Below are 16032 nucleotides of genomic sequence, written 5' to 3'. Positions count from 1 at the left end.
GACGATGAGACTGTCCACCCGCATCGCCCTCGCCGTCGGAGCGGCCGTGCCGCTCCTGGTGCTGGCCACCGGCTGGCTGCTGCTGCGGCTGGTCGCGGCGGATCTGCACGACCAGCAGGACGCACACCTGCGCCGGAGCGCGGCGGCCGTGGCGAAGGACGCCCGTGGGCTGCTGCGCGCGAGCGCCGCGGACCGGTCGGCGGCGGTCGAACGGGCCCGCGAGAGGCGGCTGTTCACCTCCGCCCTGGACGTCGGCGTACGGCTGATCGGCCCGTCGGAGACGTACACGGGCGGTCCCCAGCCGGACCGGGCGACGGCGCTTCCCGCGAGCGCGCCGGTGCCGGTCACGCTGCGGGCCGGCGGGGATTCCTGGCGGGTCCTGTCCCAGCGGGTCTCCGGTACTCGCCCCGGGGTGCGCGGCACGCTGTGGCTCTTCGCTCCGGACACCGCCGCGGACACCCAACTGCGCCTGGTGCGCAGGCGCGTGGTGACGGTGGCGCTGCTCGCCGCACCACTGTCGGGGCTGCTGGCCGGTGCGGTGGCGGGGCGCGCGAGCCGTCCGCTGCGACGGCTGCGGGACAGCGCGAGCGGTCTGGATCCGCGGACCAGCGCCGCCCGCCTCGACCACGCGTCGGCCCGGATCGCCGAGGTCGACGATCTGGCGCACACCCTCCAGACGGTCCTGAGCCGCTACGACGAACAGGCCGCGAGGACCGAGGAGGCGCTGGCCACCGCCCGTTCGTTCGCCTCGGCCGCCGCGCACGAACTGCGCACTCCGCTGATGAGCATGCAGACCAACCTGGAGATCCTCACCGAGCATCCGGCCCTGCCCGCTCCCGACCGCGACGAGGTCCTCGGCGACCTGCGCCTCGAACACGCCCGGCTGCTGGGGCTGTTGGTCATGCTGCGCGAGCTCGGCCGCGGTGACCTGGTCGAGGCGGACGCCTTCGGACCGGTGGATCTCGCGGAGGTCGTCGAGGCGAGCGTGGGGGAGCAGCGGCGGCGCCATCCGCTCGCGCACATCGCCGTCGACTGTCCGCCGGGGCCGCGGGTCCACGGCTGGGAGCCGGGACTGCGCACGGTCCTGGACAATCTCCTCACCAACGCGCTGGTGCACGGCGGATGCGCCGACGGACGCCCCGCGCGTATCGAGGTCACGTTGCGCGCGAGCGACGACCGCGCCGTCCTGTTCGTCGACGACCAGGGACCGGGGATCGCGCCCGAGCGTCGCGCCGCGGTCTTCGAACGCTTCGAGCGCCGCCCGGACAGTCCGGGATCGGGCCTCGGGCTCACCCTGGTCTCCCAGCAGATCGACCTGCACCGGGGCCGGGTCCGCGTCCTCGACGCGCCGGCCGGAACGGGGACCCGGATCGAGGTCGTGCTCCCGTTGCTCCCGTTTCCGGGCGGCGGGGCCGGCATGGAGGCGACGCTGCCGGCGCAGCGCAACTGGGTGATCACGACCGCCGGTGTCCGGCCACAAGAATTGCACAAAGAGGACTCCTAGCGTGCCGGACGTGCGGGCAACCGCCCCGGAAAGATGAGGAGTTCAGCATGACGAGGACAACGAGGAAGCCGGCGGCACCGAGGACCAGGACGACCGTCGTCTCGTTGCTGGCGGTCGGCGCGCTGCTCGGCGCCGCGGGCGCCGCGTCGGCCGACGGCACCGGGACGCGGCCGTCGGGCGCGCCGACGGGGGACGGCGCGAAGGCGCTCTGCAAGCGCGCGCCGAAGATCGACCAGAGGATCGACCGCATCCTCGACCGGCTGAACGGGGACGCCTCTCAGCGCGGTTCCATCGCCAGGCTGGAACAGCGGGTGGCCAATGCCAAGTCCGCCGGGCACACGGAGATCGAGGAGTATCTCGACAACCGGCTGACCTTCCGGCGTTCGCTCGTCCCGACGCTGGAGAGCCGCCAGAAGGATCTGGCGGACGTCGAGAAGTGGTGCGACGGCCACGACGACGGGGCCGGTTCCTGATGCGCGCGGCACGTCTGGCGACGGCCCTCGCCGTGGCCGCGCTGCTCCTGACCGCGTGCGGCGGCACCGGTGACATCGGGAACGCCCCCGCGTCGCCCGGCCCGGCGTCCACGGATGTCGCCCGGCTGCAGAAGCTGGTCGACGGCGCGGAGTCCGCGGCGAGTTCCGCCGAGTCGGACATGGCTCACGACTGACGCCATGCCGGGCGGCGTTCGCGCGGCCAGGGCGCGTCCTGGCCGGCCCGGCCCGACCCCGGCCCGACCCCGCACCGGCACCGGCACCGGCACCGGCACCGGCACCGGCACCGGCGAGTGTCGTCGTCCGCGGGGCGCTGTGCGGGAGTCGCCGCCGGGCCGGGTGTCCGGGGGCGACGGCGGCCGGTCGCGCGGTCCGGCGGCGACGGCTCCGGGCTCCTGGCCCGGCCGCTCCGCGGGTCCCTAACCTGACTGCTCCGCGGACTCCTCGGACGTCGGCCGTACGCCCTGGACGTACGTCAGCCACGGGCGGACGTCCCCGCTCCCCCGGATCCCGAAGCCCGCGCCGGTGACGAGCCCGTCCAGCAGGTCGGTCCGGTTGTGGGACATGGCGTGACCGAGGCCGCCGTGCACCAGATGGCGCCCGACGGCGCTGCGCGGCGGCCGGAACTCGACGACCAGCAGGCGCCCGCCCGGCCTCAGGACACGCCACATCTCCTTGAGGGCGGCCGGCCGGAGTTCTTCCGGCAGGTGATGCAGCATCAAGCTGGTGACGACGGTGTCGAACGACCCGTCCGGGTGGGCGAGGTCCTCCGCGACCCCTTCCCCGTAGGTGCACACGGCACCCTGTCCGGCCCTGTTCCTGCGTCGCGCGTAGGCGAGCACCGAGGACGACGGGTCCACGCCCGTCACCGTTCCCTCCGGCCCGACGACGGCGGCCATCCGCCGGGTCAGATACCCGGTGCCGCAGCCCACGTCGAGCACGCGGTCCCCCCTCTCGGCGCCGCTCAGCGCGGCCAGCCGGGAGAAGGCGCGGTTCCGCCGGCCCGCGAAGCAGAACGCGCCGCACAGTTCGTAGGCGCGCGGGGCCCCGATCGTCACTCCTGGGGTGTCCGCGTGCGGCTTTCCTTGCATGAGGCGTCCGATGGACATGCCGGCCACTTCCCTTAACTTAGTTGCGACTAAGTACACCACTAACTTAGTCTCGACTAAGAAAACTCGCAACGGGCCTACGATGGCGGGTGTGACCGACACCGACAAGGCTCCCGCCCGCCAGGGCAGGGCCGCCCGTACCCGCACCCGGATGCCGGCCGCCGAGCGGCGCGCCTCGATCCTGGCCGCGGCCACCGAGGTCTTCTCCGAGACCGGCTACGAACGGGGCAAGGTCTCCGACATCGCCCGGCGCGTCGGAGTCACGGAACCGGTGGTCTTCCAGAACTTCGGGTCCAAGTCCGCCCTCTACCAGGCGGCCCTCGACCACGTGACCACGGCGGTCACCGCGCTCCTGACCGAGGCCGCGGACACCGGGCGCCCCGTCCCCGACGTACTGGCCGCCTTCCTGGACCCGGCCCACATGGACCGCTTCCACCGGCGTGGCGCCCATGGCTTCCTCTTCGCCGACGCGGCGGCCCTGGCCCACGATCCGGCCCTCGGCGAGGCGGCGCGGAACATCCACCGGAATTTCGCCGAAGCCCTCGCGGGCCTGCTCCGCCGCGGCCAGAGCGAAGGAGACATCCGCGACGACATCAGCGCGGACACCGCAGCCTGGTGGCTGATCTCGCTCCTCGCCGGACGCCCGCTCCGCACCGCGGTGATGCCGGACCGGGCCGCCCAGGAGGCCCGGTTGACGGACATGGCCCTGCGCTCCCTGCTGCCCCCGGGCGTCGAGCACGCCCCCGAGCCCCCTGCCGGCGGTCGGCTATCCGGGCCATCCGGGGCTGACGACTGACGGCCGACTGCCGACTGCCGCGCGGAACCTCCGGGGAACGCGCCGGTCCGCATCGGCGTGCGGCTCAGCAGCGCCGTAGAATGATGGTTTTGTGGACCACAGGGAACAAAGAAGACAAAGTCCGCGATACGGCCTTCCCCGGTGAATCAGCCGTCGACGTCGTCCCCGGGCCCGAGGGTGCTCAGCCGGACGCACAGCAGAGGTGATCTCCGGTGACTGCCGCCACTCCGCTGATGGTCGTCGACGGCGAGGGCGTCGTCGTCCGGTGGAGCCGCAGAGCGCGCGAGATCTGGCTCCGTTCGGACTCCGAGGCCGTGGGGCGAACGGCCCTCGCCATGGTCGCGCCCGACACCGGAGACTCCGCCGGCGCCGACTCCGTCGACGGCACGAGTCCCGGATCCGGACCCCTGGTCATCCATGACGTCGACGGAAACCCGGTCGACCTGCGCGTCCGGGTGATGCCGCTCTCCGACGGCGCGGTCGCCTGGGGCGTCTTCGAGGCGGGCGGCGACGATGCCCGCCTCCGTGGCACACCGACCGCGGTCTTCGACATCCTGCACGCGAACACGCACGAGGCGTTCTTCGTCCTGGACCCCGCGCTGCGCGTCCTCAGCGTCAACGAGGCGGCCCGCGCGCTGACCGGCGTCACGGCGGACCAGGCTCTCGACCGGCCGGTCGGCGAGGTGTGCCGTCCCTCCCGTCCACAGGAGTTCGAGGCCGTCCTGCGGGGCGTGCTCACGGACGGCACGTCCGTCAGCGACTGCCTCGTACAGCTCGAACCGGTGGACGGCTCCTCGCGGGAGCGCTTCGTGAACGTCTCGGCGTTCCCGCTGAGGAACGCGCGCGGCGTGGTCGTCTCCATGACCGAGGTCACGGAGTCGCTGCGGAGCAGAAGGCGACTGGAGGCACTCGGCTCGGTACGAGAACGGGTCGGCCGGAGCCTGGACGTCGTCACGACCTGCCAGGAACTGGTGGACGCTCTGGTGCCCGGCTTCGCCGACATCGCGGTGGTCGAAGTGGTCGACGCGGTGGTGCGGGGCGAGGATCCTCCGCTCAGCCCCCTCGGGCGCGACATCCCGCTGCGTCGCGCGGCCTTCCGTATCGAGGGCCCCTCCCACAGGGCGCAGGCCCACCCCGTCGGCGACGTGCGGGCCGTGCCGTCGCCGACCCCGTACTCACAGGTGCTCAGCGATCTCCGGCCACGAACCGTCACGCTAGACAGCGGCACCCCCTGGCTGGACGCCGACCCGGAGCGGGCCCGCGCCATCCGCGCCTCCGGCGCCCGCGTGCTGCTCACCGTCCCGTTGACGCTGCGGGGCGCCGTACTCGGGCTGCTGAGCCTCTATCGCGTACGACCGCACAACGACTTCGACGAGAACGATCTCGCCGTCACCGAGGAACTGGCCGCGCACACCGCGCTGAGCCTCGACAACGCGCGCCGCTACACCCGCGAGCACACGATCGCGGCGGCGCTGCAACGCCATCTGCTGCCGCCGGAGCCCCCGTCGCAGACAGCCGTGGAATTCGCGCCGCTGCACATCCCGGCCGACGCGGGAGCGGGCACCTGGTACGACGCCTTCGGTCTGCCCGGCGCCCGTACGGCCCTGGTGATCGGGGAGGTCAGCGGAAGCGGTATCGACGCCGCCACCGCCATGGGCCAGATCCGGACGGTGATCCACACGCTCGCGGCGCTCGACCTGGACCCCGACGAACTGCTCGCCCGCCTCAACGACGCGGTCGTACGGCTGGCCCACGAGCGGGAGTCCCTGCCGGCGAGCGATCCGCTGCACCAGCAGCCGCTCAGAGCCGGCTGTGTCTACGCGATCCACGACCCGCTCCAGGAGACCTGCGTCATGGCCTCCGCCGGCCATCCCGCGCCCCTCGTGGCCCACCCCGGCGGTGTCGTGCACGTCCCGCAGCTCCCGACGGGCCCCCTTCTGGGCAGCCAGGACGGACCTCCCTTCGCCACCGCCTCCGTGCCCGTGCGGGACGGCAGCGTACTCGCGCTGCGCACGACGTCGTTCCCGGTTCCCGAGGGCCCGGACGGCGACCGGGCGAAGGACGCGCTGCGCGTCGCGCTGACCCGTCTGGACCGCCCCCTCAGCGAGGTACGGGACGATGTCCTGTACCGGCTGCGCGACACGACGGGCCATCACGACGTCCTTCTGCTGCTGGCCCGCACCCGCGCCTTTCCGCCGGACCGCGTCGCCACCTGGTCCCTGGACTTCGTGCCCACGGCGCCGGCGGCGGCACGGCACCACGCCCAGGACCTGCTCCGCAGGTGGCAGGTGGGCGAGGAGACCGCCTTCGCCACCGAGCTGATCGTCAGCGAGCTGGTGACCAACGCCCTGCGGTACGGAGCGCCGCCGATCCGGTTGCGGCTCATCAAGGACGCCACGATCACCTGCGAGGTCAGCGACGCCGGCGGGGCGGCTCCGCGCCTGCGCCACGCACGCGCGGCCGACGAGGGCGGCCGCGGCCTGTTCATCTGCGCGCAGATGAGCCACAACTGGGGCATCCGCTACTCGGCGCCGGGCAAGACGATCTGGACGGAACAGACGCTGCCCTAGGGTCTGGGCTCCCCAGGGCCGGACAGCCAGCGTCTGGAACGGGACGCGGGGTCCGGGATGCGGGGTGCGGGGGGCGGGGGGCCTGCGGCTTGCGGCGTCTACCGTGCTGCCAGGTCGGCCGCGACCTCGCGGGCCGCGCGGGCTCCCGACGCCAGCGCGCCCTGGACCGAGCCCGTGGCCCGGTGGTCCCCGCACACATAGCGGCCGGGAGCCACACGGGTGGTCCGGCTGAGCGGCTGCGGGGGCGGCATCGCCGGCAGGGCGTCGGGAACGGTGCGGACGGTCAGCAGGTCCCACCGCGTGGTGTCGGTGCCGTACACCTCGGCGAGCGCGTCGCGCAGCCAGGTCTCCCGGCCCTCCTGGTCGTGCCCGAGGACCGAGGTGGCGATCAGCGACATCCCGGGCGGGGCGTAGCCGCGGACCGCTTCGCTCAGGACGCAGGTGTTGAGGAAACGCCTTCTGGTGTCCGTCAGCAGGACGGGTTCGGCCAGTGGTGAACGGGTCGCGGCGTGGTAGTACGTCGTCACGACGCGGTAGCCGGGGAGGCTCAGCCCGGGCAGCAGCCGGGCGGCCGGTCCCGGCCCCGTGGCCACGACCACGGCCCGCGCGGTGAGTTCGCCCCCGGCGTCCACCTCGACCCCGTCGTCCGTGAGCCGCGTGACCGGGGTGCCGAGACGTAGGGCGTCCGGGGGCAGACCCTCGGCCAGCAGGCGCGGCACCGCCCCGATGCCGGCGCCGGGCAGACACAGGGTGCCGCGCAGCATGCTGCGCCAGACGAGATGGAACACCCGGCTGGACGTCTCCAGCTGGTCCTCCAGGAAGACCCCGGACAGGAACGGCCGGAAGAACCGCTCCACGAACTCCTCGGAGAATCCGGCCGCCGCCAGCGCGGTGCGGGTCGTACGGTCCTCTCCGCGCCTGAGCCATCCGGCGGGGGCGAGCATGTCCCGGCCGGACAGCGCGGCCAGCGCGATCAGGTCACGGGTTCCCGCGAGGCGCCCCGGGCGCAGGTCACCCGGTCGCCGCCGGCCACGGGTCGGGTCCTCGAAGCGCAGCGTCCCGTCCTCGGTGTGGACGAGGATGCCGGGCGTGAAAGGCCGCAGTCTCAGATCGCGCAGGGCGAACCGGCGCCGGACCTGTGGATAGGACGTGTTGAAGACCTGGAAGCCGCGGTCGACGACGAAGCCTTCGTGCGGGTCGGAACGCATCCGGCCGCCCACCCCGTCCGAGGCCTCCAGGAGCCGGACCCCGAAGCCGTACCCGGCGAGATCGCGGGCGCACGCCAGACCGGCGAGCCCGCCTCCGACGATCAGGACATCGGGCACACCGCGCTTCGCGGTCATGGGCACCATCCTCCGAGCAGCCGGTCCGTCCGCGCGCCGGTGGGCACGCGGAGGTGGTCCGGGCACAGGACGGCGGCCCCGCGCCGTCGCACGCGCCCTCCTGAACCGATCTTCCCGCCGGGCCCGCCCTGCGGATGCGGGCCACGCCGGTGTCCCGTCCACTCCGGTCACCCTGGGCGGAATAGATGGATATCGCCCGATGTTCCCCCCATGTGGAGCGGAGCGGCCTCCGCACACAAGCGGCCCCGGCTGGTCTCCCCCGTCCAGCCGGGGTCTCCCGCTTTCCCGGATCTCCCGCTTTCCCGGTCGCCCGGAGACAGCGAAAAACCGCCGGTGCCCCCGGGCTGGGGGCACCGGCGGTCGGCGTCGCGTCAGTGTCCGGAGCCGTAGTGGCCGCCGAGCTGGTCGCGGTAGTGCGGATCGCCGAGATGCTTCTCCTTGTCGAACTCCGGAGCCGCCTTGATCTCGTCCTTGGTCCGGGAGACATGGATCGTCTTGTCCTCGTGACTGATCGCCGTGATCGTTCCGGCGGGCAGCAGGACCTCCTTGCCGAAGATCCAGACGCCGGTGTCGACGACGATGTACTGAGAACCGACCTCGTCGGAGTGCTTGTCGACCTTCCCGATGTGGCCGTCGGCGGCCTCCACCCGGTAGCCGGAGAGATCGGCGTCGGGCGTGTGCCCGCTGGTCGGGCCGTAACCCCAAAGGTTCTCGTTCACGAAGAAGTCCTCCAACTCGTCCACGGACGCGCGCCGCGATCCCGGAAGGAATCCGCGGGCGCGTCCTTCGGTGACCGGATCCCGGTCACCATGTCCCGGCGCGCTTTCCGCCGGAAGTCGACGGGTGTCCCCTTCCGGGCCGCTGACACCCGCTCACCGGAAATTCCCCGAAGTCCCTTCGCCGCCGCGGACACCTTCGCGCCATCCCCCGCCTCGCGCTCCAGGAAAGGAGTCACGGGCGCTGCGTCGGCACACACGTTCTTCACAGGCGCGGTTTGCGTGGCCTGAATCCGACGACTCAGCCGAAACTCGTCTCGGCCTGGACCACCGACACCCCGACAGGGCGGACCAAGGCGTTCCGGATGTGGTCGACTCCGGGCCGCGCAAGCACAGGAACGTTTCACTGGGTAGCCGATCGAACGCCCAAGGTGACGATCACATCGTCATCGCGGCATTCAATGATCACCCGTTCGGTGGACGCGCTTTTCCGTCATGTCTCGCGGCAAGCACACGAAAGCTCCACAGAGACACCACTATGTGACCCGACGAACGCGTCGACGACCACGTCTGAGGGGGCTGTGGCGTCGCGCCAGGGGGTGGTCGGCTCCACGGGAGCGGTACTCACCCCTGCCCGGGGAGGGGACTTCACCGCATGATGCGGACCATTCGCGCGACCGCGCCCATCGCAGGCGCGCTCATCGCGTCCGGCCCACCGGCCGGCACGGCGCACGCGAACACCGCGCACGTACCCGACAACCACGGCCTGCCGACGGGAGTACCCGAGCAGGTCCCCTACAGCCCGGACAACTGAGCCGCGCACCGACCGAAGATCCCGTCCGCGCCTCGGCGGACGGGACGGGCCCGACCACCCCAACCTCGGCCGTGGAGCACATCCATGCACGTTCCCCGCGGCGCGCGCAGCCTCAGTACGACGCGCGTCACCCTGCTCACCGAAGGCACCTACCCGCACAGTCACGGCGGCGTCAGTGTCTGGTGCGACCAACTCGTCGACGGGATGCCCGACTTCGACTTCGACGTCATCGCCGTGACCGGCACCGGACGTGAACCGATCGTGTGGGACATCCCCGCGCAGATCACAAACATCGTCACGGTCCCCATGTGGGGACCCGCGCCCGGAGGCCGCCCTCCGCGCGGGCGGCACCGCAGGCAACTCGCCTCCGTCTACGAGCAGTTCCTGACCGCACTGGTCGATCCGGGCGCCGAGGACGGATTCGCCACCGCCCTGTACGCGATGGCGCGGGCTGCGGCGGACGGGACGCTGAGTCCCTTCCTGCGCGGCGACCGGGCGATCGGCGTCCTGACCGGAGTGTGGAACCGCCCGGGTCTGGCCGTCCGCGAGGCACGGCCGACCCTGCACGACGCCATCACCGCGACCGCTCTGCTGGAGCACGCGCTGCGCCCGCTCACCGCACCGCTGCCCGAGCACGGGGTGGCGCACGCGGTCAGCGGCGGCGTCGCCGTGCTGCCGGGTCTGGCCGCGCTCGAACGGCACGGCGTCCCGCTGCTGTTGACCGAGCACGGCGTCTATCTGCGCGAGCGCTACCTCGGCTACCGCACCGCCCCGTACCGCTGGCCGGTCAAGGCGGTCGTGCTGGGCTTCTTCCGGCTGCTCGCCGAGGAGACGTACCGGCGCGCGGCCCTGATCACCCCGGGCAACCGCTACAACCGGCTGTGGGAGGAGCGGGGCGGTGCCGCGCCCGAGTCGATCCGTACCGTCTACAACGGCGTGGACCCGGCCGCGTTCCCGCCGGCCGGTCCCGAGCCGGAGCGGCCGACACTGAGCTGGGCCGGACGCGTCGACCCGATCAAGGACCTGGAGACCCTGATCCGGGCGTTCGCTCTCGTGCGGGCCCAACTACCGGATGCGCGGCTGCGGTTGTTCGGCGGCACCCCGCGCGGGGGCGAGGCCTACCGCGAACGCTGCGAGGCGCTGGCCGCCGAGCTGGGGCAGGCGGAGGCGGTCACCTTCGAGGGCCGGGTGGACGACATCAAGGACGCCTACGCCGCGGGCAGCGTCGTGATGCTCTCCAGTATCAGCGAGGGTTTCCCGTTCACCCTGATCGAGGCCATGTCCTGCGGGCGGGCGACCGTGTCCACGGACGTGGGCGGGGTGAGCGAGGCCGTCGGGGACAGCGGTCTCGTCGTCCCGCCGCGCGATCCGGCCGCCATGGCCGCCGCTGCGCTTGACCTGCTCGGCGATGCCGGGCGGCGCGCCTCGATGGGCGAGGCGGCCAGACTGCGCGTCATCGATCAGTTCACCCTGCGGCAGACGGTCGACACGTTCCGGACCATCTACCGGGAACTGTCGGCGCTCGGCGGGCTCGTCCCGGGCGTCCCCGCGACGGCCGACGCCCCGCTCGCGGTCCCCGGTGGCCGTGCCGCCGCGTCCACGTCGAGGAGCCTCGCCGGATGAGCGGACCCATGGCGCTGGAACCCGGCGGCACGGCGGGTGACGCGCTGTCCCTGCGGCTCGCCGGCGCCCGTACGCCCGACCGGTCCGCGTCCGGCCCCGGCGCGGACGGGGAGGCCGTCGACCGGCTCGCCGCCGAGCTCGCGGAGGGGATCGGACCGGCCGTCCACCCGTACGAGGTGGCGGCCCTGCTGGAGTCGGAGGGGCTGACCGCCGAGATCATCCAGGAACGGTACGGGCACACGGACCTCTTCTCGCTCGCCTCCGCGCTGTACGAGCGGGTGCCGCGCACCTTTCCCGAGCCGCCGCGACCGGCCGATCCCTGGCGTCCGGACGCTGTTCGCTGCGGATTGCGCGGGGCGCTGTTCGCTCTGCCGGGCCTGGCCTATCTGCTGACCGGGCGGCTGTGGCACGCGGGCCGGGATCTCGACGTCCTGGTGGTGGCCGGCCTCGTCTCCTGGGCGCTCGGCCAGGCACTCGGGCACCGTGCCCATGTGCGGATGGCCACGGGCCGTCGCGAAGCGGGCCGGACCCTGCTCAAGGGGGCACCGCTCGGCGCGCTCGCCGCGACGGGGGCCGGGGCACTGGTCGCCGGGTCCGGCACCGCGATCGGGGTCGCCGCGGCACAGTCGGTGTATCTGGCGGCGGCCGGGGTGCTGCTCGTCCTGGGCGGGGAGCGGCTGCTGCTGGCCGCGCTCACCCCCCTGATCGCCGGTGCGGCGGCGCTGCCCTGGTGGGACCCGGGGACCGCGGGGCGCGTCGCCCCGGTGCTGCTGTCCGTGCTCGGCGCGGCCGCCGCGGCCGGCTGGGCGCTGCGGTCCGCGTTCGGCGCCTCACCGGTCCCGGACGCGTCCCGTCCGCCGCTGCTGCGGTCGCTGCCGTACGGCCTGTTCGGACTGTCCGCCGGGGTGCTGGTGCTGCTGGAGGGCCGGCAGCACCCGTACGCCGTGGTCGTGCTGACCGTGAGCATGGGTCCGGCGGAGTGGCTGCTGTACCGGTATCGCGGGATGTCGGTGTCGGCGCTGCGGGCGACCGCGACTCCGGCCGCCTTCCTGCTGCGTTCGACCGGCTTCCTCGGCCTCTGTCTGCTGCTCTACGTGCTCCCGCTGCTGCCCGCGGCCCTGCTCACCGGCGCGGAGCCGGTCCCGCTGCTGCTGCTCGCGGCCACGTTGTGGACCGCGCTGCTGCTCCAGGCCTTCGGGGCGGCCTGGCAGCCGGCCGTGGTCTGCCTGGCGGCGGCCTGCGGCGCCGCCGCGGCCATCATGCTCCGTTCCCTGCCGGGCGCCCTCGTGCTGGCCCTGTCCTGCGGCACGGCCTGCCTGTGTCTGGCGGTCTGTGCCGTGCGGCTGCTGGGGCGACCGGCCCCGCACGCCTGAACCACCACCCCGCACAGCCCTTCCGGACGGATCCGGAGGGCCACCGTGCCTTCGTCCGCATCACCCAACACCCATCACACGAAACAACCAACCGGAAGGATCCACGAGTTGACTACCCAACCGCTCGCCGCCGTCACCGGGGCCGAGGGTTTCATCGGCTCCCACCTCACCGAGGCGCTGGTCGCCTCCGGGCACCGGGTGAGGGCCATGGCGCAGTACAACTCCTTCTCCTCGTACGGCTGGCTGGAGACCCTGCGACCCGATGTCCTGGACCAGGTGGACATCGTCCTGGGCGACGTCCGGGATCCGGGTTCGGTGCGCGCTCTGGCCGAAGGCGCCGACACCGTCTACCACTTGGCCGCGCTCATCGCGATCCCGTACTCCTACCAGGCACCGCACAGCTATGTGGACACCAATGTCACCGGCACCCTCAACGTGCTGGAGGCGGTGCGCGCGCTCGGCACCCCCCGGCTCGTGCACACCTCCACCAGCGAGACCTACGGCACCGCCCGGACCGTGCCCATCACCGAGGACCACCCCATCAACACCCAGTCCCCGTATGCCGCTTCGAAGGCGGGCGCGGACCGGCTGGCCGACAGCTACCACGCGAGTTTCGGCACGCCGGTGGTGACGTTACGGCCGTTCAACACCTTCGGCCCGCGTCAGTCGATGCGCGCGGTCATCCCCACCGTCATCGGCCAGGTGGCCGCGGGCGAACGCACCATCACCCTCGGCGATCTGCGGCCCACGCGCGACTTCACCTTCGTCGAGGACACCGCGCAGGCGTTCCTCTCCGTGGGCACGGCGCCCGCGGACCGGGTCGTGGGCAGGACCTTCAACGCCGGTACGGGCGGGGAGATCTCGGTCGGCGATCTGGTGGCGCTGATCGGCAAGGTGATGGACACCGCCCTCGACGTGCGCGAGGACGCGGGACGCGTCCGGCCGGCCGGCTCCGAGGTGATGCGGCTGGTCGCCGACGCGACCCGGCTGGCCGAGGCGACCGGCTGGAGCCCCGCCCACGAACTGGAACAAGGGCTCGCGCGGACCGTCGAGTTCTTCCGCGAACCGGCGAACCTGGCCCGCTACAAAACCGGCATCTACAACATCTGACCCCGACCGGCACGTCCCACGAAGGAAGAACCCCATGCACGCAGTAATCCTGGCGGGAGGCAAGGGCGTCCGGCTGCGGCCGTACACCACCGCCCTGCCCAAACCGCTCGTTCCCATCGGCGACCAGCACGCCATCCTGGAGATCGTGCTCCGCCAGCTCGCCACGTCCGGCTTCACGAGCTGCACCATCGCCGTGGGTCACCTGGGCGAGATCATCCGCGCCTACGTCGGCGACGGGGCCCAATGGGGCCTGGCCATCGACTACTCCACCGAGGAGAGCCCGCTCGGCACCATGGGCCCGCTGCTGACCATGCGCGACCGGCTGCCCGAGTCGTTCCTCGTGATGAACGGCGACGTGCTCACCGATCTCGACTTCGGCGACGTCCTGCTGCGGCACCGCGATTCGGGCGCGCCGCTGACCATCGCGACGTACGCGCGCAAGGTACGCATCGACTTCGGTGTGCTGACCACCCACGACCGCAAGGTGGTCTCCTTCACCGAGAAGCCGAGCATCGACTACCGCGTCTCCATGGGCGTGTACGGTCTGTCGCGCTCCGCGCTGGAGGGCTACACACCGGGGCTGCCGCTGGGCTTCGACGAGCTGGTCCTCGACCTGCTGCGGAAGGGCGGCGAGCCGCACTCCTACGCGTTCGACGGGTACTGGCTCGACATCGGCCGCCCGGACGACTACGACCGGGCAAACGCCGAATTCACCACGCGCAAGTCGCTGTTGCTCAAGGGAGCCTGACCACCGCATGCGCATTCTCGTCCTGGGCTTCACCGGCTATCTGGGCGGCCATGTCGTCGAGCACCTGCGCACGCTCCCGGGCGTGCGGGTGCTCGGCGGCGGGCGTTCGCCCGCCGCCGAGTTCGGCATCGACCTGGCCACCGCCCGCCGCGAGCGGCTGGTCCCGGCCCTGGCCTCGGCCGCACCCGACGCCGTCATCAACTGCGCCGGTGCGACCGGCGGCGACGCCGTGACCCTTTCCGAGGTCAACTCCCGTGGTCCGGCGGCCCTTTGCGCCGCGCTGCGCGAGGCGGCGCCGAGCGCCCGGCTGGTCCATCTGGGCTCGGCCGCCGAATACGGTCCCGGCGTCCGGGACACCGCCGCGACCGAGTCCGCGGCCACCTGTCCGCTCACCCCGTACGGGGCCACCAAGCTCGCGGGCACGGTCACCGTCACCACGTCCGGCCTCGACGCGGTGGTGCTGCGGGTGGGCAACCCCGTGGGTCCGGGAGCACCGTCCACGGGGCTTCCGGGCCGGATCGCGGGACTGCTCCGCGAGGCCGGGACGGACCCGGACGCGGTCATCCGGCTGGGCGATCTCTCGGCGTACCGCGACTTCGTGGACGTACGCGATGTGGCGCGGGCGGCGGCCGCCGCGGCGACCACCCCCGGGCCGCTGCCGCGGGTCCTCAACATCGGGGGCGGCAAGGCCGTCCCGGTACGTGACCTGGTGTGCGGCCTGGCGCGTGCCGCCGGGTTCCGGGGGCGCATCGAGGAGAACGGCGGCGGTTCGGCCCGCTCGGGCGACGTGTCGTGGCAGTGCTCCGACATCACCGCCGCCGGGGAGGCGCTCGGCTGGCGGCCGGAGCTGACGCTCGACGACTCGCTGGCCGCCCTCTGGACGGCCACGACGGGGACCGGTCCCACCCCGCGGGGAGAAGGCGAACGGACCCCATGAGCCTGCTGATTCCGCTGTACGTCCACCCCGGCGACGACCCGGGCGCCTGGCAGCGGCTGACCGAAACGGCCGACCGGACGTACGGGGTCGTCATCAACCCGGCCGACGGGCCGGGCGAGGGCCCGGATCCCGCGTTCGCCGCGGCGGCCGACGCGTTGTGCTCGGCCGGTGCCCGGCTGCTCGGGTACGTCGACACCGACTACGGCGCGCGCGATCCGGATCTCATCGCGGACGAGGTCCTGCGGCACCGGGACTGGTACGGAACGCAAGGGTGTTTCCTCGACCGGGTGGCGCCGACTCCGAAGGCGCTTCCCGGCTGCGAGCGGCTGGTGCGGAGTCTGCGCGGGCTCGGCGCGGCTCCGGTCGTGCTGAACATGGGAGTCCACCCGGCGCCGGGGTACGCCCGCTGCGCCGATCTGCTCGTCACGTTCGAGGGCCACTGGTCCACCTATGTCACGGCGTTCAGCAGACCGGCGTGGACCGTGCGGCACGCGCCCGAGCTGTTCTGTCATCTGGTCTACGGCGTCCCCGAGACGCTCGTCCCACTGGCCGTTCGCACCGCGCGTGACCGCGGTGCGGCGGTGGCCGGACCAGTGACGGGCGAACTCCCCAACCCCTGGTCGCGGTTGACGCCCGCCCTGAGCAATCCGGGTTCCTGAGCGGCCCCTGCCCCGGCCGCCTTCCGGCTCACCTCTCCTTCCCCGGTTTGATGGCATGTCTAGGTCAAATCTGCGAGGCTTTCCGATGCCGTCGCCCTGACCCCAGGGTGACGGCACGGAAATCTCACCAAGCGACCGCGCGCACCCGTGCGCGGCCCGCGGCCACCCAGCGGCGCACCCCAGTCGTCCCGGGCAGCCACCGAGCAGGCCGGAATCCCGGCCGCCTCAAAGGAGTTTCG

Annotated in this window: 15 protein-coding genes; 12 read left to right on the top strand and 3 right to left on the bottom strand. The window is 72.8% G+C overall.

Annotated elements, in window-relative coordinates; all coding sequences use genetic code 11:
• Nucleotides 1-4: 4 nt before the first annotated feature.
• From OG410_RS37730 to OG410_RS37720, 3 genes are read left to right on the top strand one after another with little or no spacing between them, the layout of a single operon-like run.
• Nucleotides 5-1504, top strand: coding sequence for a sensor histidine kinase (locus tag OG410_RS37730; RefSeq protein ID WP_329303264.1), 1500 nt, complete (start codon nucleotides 5-7; stop codon nucleotides 1502-1504).
• 47 nt (nucleotides 1505-1551) lie between these two features.
• Complete coding sequence (locus OG410_RS37725; RefSeq protein ID WP_329303263.1) at nucleotides 1552-1977, top strand: hypothetical protein; 426 nt, start codon at nucleotides 1552-1554, stop codon at nucleotides 1975-1977.
• Entirely contained in the window at nucleotides 1977-2171 is a 195-nt protein-coding gene (locus OG410_RS37720; RefSeq protein ID WP_329303262.1) for a hypothetical protein, read from the top strand. The genes OG410_RS37725 and OG410_RS37720 overlap by 1 nt, the downstream gene beginning before the upstream one ends.
• A gap of 243 nt (nucleotides 2172-2414) precedes the next feature.
• Here OG410_RS37720 and OG410_RS37715 read toward each other — a convergent pair whose 3' ends face one another.
• Entirely contained in the window at nucleotides 2415-3104 is a 690-nt protein-coding gene (locus OG410_RS37715; protein ID WP_329303261.1) for a class I SAM-dependent methyltransferase, read from the bottom strand.
• Between the two features lie 91 nt (nucleotides 3105-3195).
• On the opposite strand from OG410_RS37715, the gene OG410_RS37710 reads away from it, so the two are divergent.
• Nucleotides 3196-3900: a TetR/AcrR family transcriptional regulator gene (locus tag OG410_RS37710; protein ID WP_329303260.1), complete on the top strand. Its 705-nt coding sequence runs from the start codon at nucleotides 3196-3198 to the stop codon at nucleotides 3898-3900.
• Between the two features lie 212 nt (nucleotides 3901-4112).
• Nucleotides 4113-6470, top strand: coding sequence for a SpoIIE family protein phosphatase (locus OG410_RS37705; RefSeq protein ID WP_329303259.1), 2358 nt, complete (start codon nucleotides 4113-4115; stop codon nucleotides 6468-6470).
• Nucleotides 6471-6568: 98 nt separating this feature from the next.
• Here the strand turns inward: OG410_RS37705 and OG410_RS37700 are convergent, their stop codons facing one another.
• The gene (locus OG410_RS37700; RefSeq protein WP_329303258.1) at nucleotides 6569-7813 is read right to left on the bottom strand and encodes an NAD(P)/FAD-dependent oxidoreductase; all 1245 of its coding nucleotides are present in this window, start codon (nucleotides 7811-7813) and stop codon (nucleotides 6569-6571) included.
• 371 nt (nucleotides 7814-8184) lie between these two features.
• A complete protein-coding gene (locus tag OG410_RS37695) occupies nucleotides 8185-8532 on the bottom strand; it encodes a PRC-barrel domain containing protein (protein ID WP_329303257.1) in 348 nt (115 codons plus the stop codon).
• Between the two features lie 652 nt (nucleotides 8533-9184).
• Between OG410_RS37695 and OG410_RS37690 the strand changes: the two genes are divergently transcribed.
• The 7 genes from OG410_RS37690 to OG410_RS37660 all read left to right on the top strand — a co-directional run bounded on the left by OG410_RS37690 (nucleotide 9185) and on the right by OG410_RS37660 (nucleotide 15793).
• Nucleotides 9185-9343, top strand: a complete 159-nt coding sequence (locus OG410_RS37690; RefSeq protein ID WP_329303256.1) for a hypothetical protein — start codon at nucleotides 9185-9187, stop codon at nucleotides 9341-9343.
• Between the two features lie 84 nt (nucleotides 9344-9427).
• Nucleotides 9428-10966 (top strand): GT4 family glycosyltransferase PelF, encoded by a 1539-nt coding sequence (gene pelF, locus OG410_RS37685; RefSeq protein WP_329303255.1) that lies wholly within the window; start codon nucleotides 9428-9430, stop codon nucleotides 10964-10966.
• On the top strand, nucleotides 10963-12339 hold the full coding sequence (locus OG410_RS37680; RefSeq protein ID WP_329303254.1) for a hypothetical protein: 1377 nt from the start codon (nucleotides 10963-10965) through the stop codon (nucleotides 12337-12339). The genes pelF and OG410_RS37680 overlap by 4 nt, the downstream gene beginning before the upstream one ends.
• Before the next feature lie 108 nt (nucleotides 12340-12447).
• Complete coding sequence (locus tag OG410_RS37675; RefSeq protein ID WP_329303253.1) at nucleotides 12448-13449, top strand: SDR family NAD(P)-dependent oxidoreductase; 1002 nt, start codon at nucleotides 12448-12450, stop codon at nucleotides 13447-13449.
• Between the two features lie 34 nt (nucleotides 13450-13483).
• A complete protein-coding gene (locus OG410_RS37670) occupies nucleotides 13484-14197 on the top strand; it encodes a sugar phosphate nucleotidyltransferase (protein ID WP_329303252.1) in 714 nt (237 codons plus the stop codon).
• Nucleotides 14198-14204: 7 nt separating this feature from the next.
• Nucleotides 14205-15134, top strand: coding sequence for an NAD-dependent epimerase/dehydratase family protein (locus OG410_RS37665; RefSeq protein WP_329303251.1), 930 nt, complete (start codon nucleotides 14205-14207; stop codon nucleotides 15132-15134).
• Nucleotides 15131-15793 carry a spherulation-specific family 4 protein gene (locus tag OG410_RS37660; protein WP_329303250.1) on the top strand — a complete coding sequence of 221 codons (663 nt, stop codon included), beginning with the start codon at nucleotides 15131-15133 and terminating at the stop codon, nucleotides 15791-15793. Before OG410_RS37665 ends, OG410_RS37660 begins: the two co-directional genes overlap by 4 nt.
• Nucleotides 15794-16032 lie beyond the last annotated feature (239 nt).

The sequence above is a fragment of the Streptomyces sp. NBC_00659 genome, assembly GCF_036226925.1.
Taxonomy (GTDB): domain Bacteria; phylum Actinomycetota; class Actinomycetes; order Streptomycetales; family Streptomycetaceae; genus Streptomyces.
This window is presented reverse-complemented; position numbering and strand designations above follow the sequence as displayed.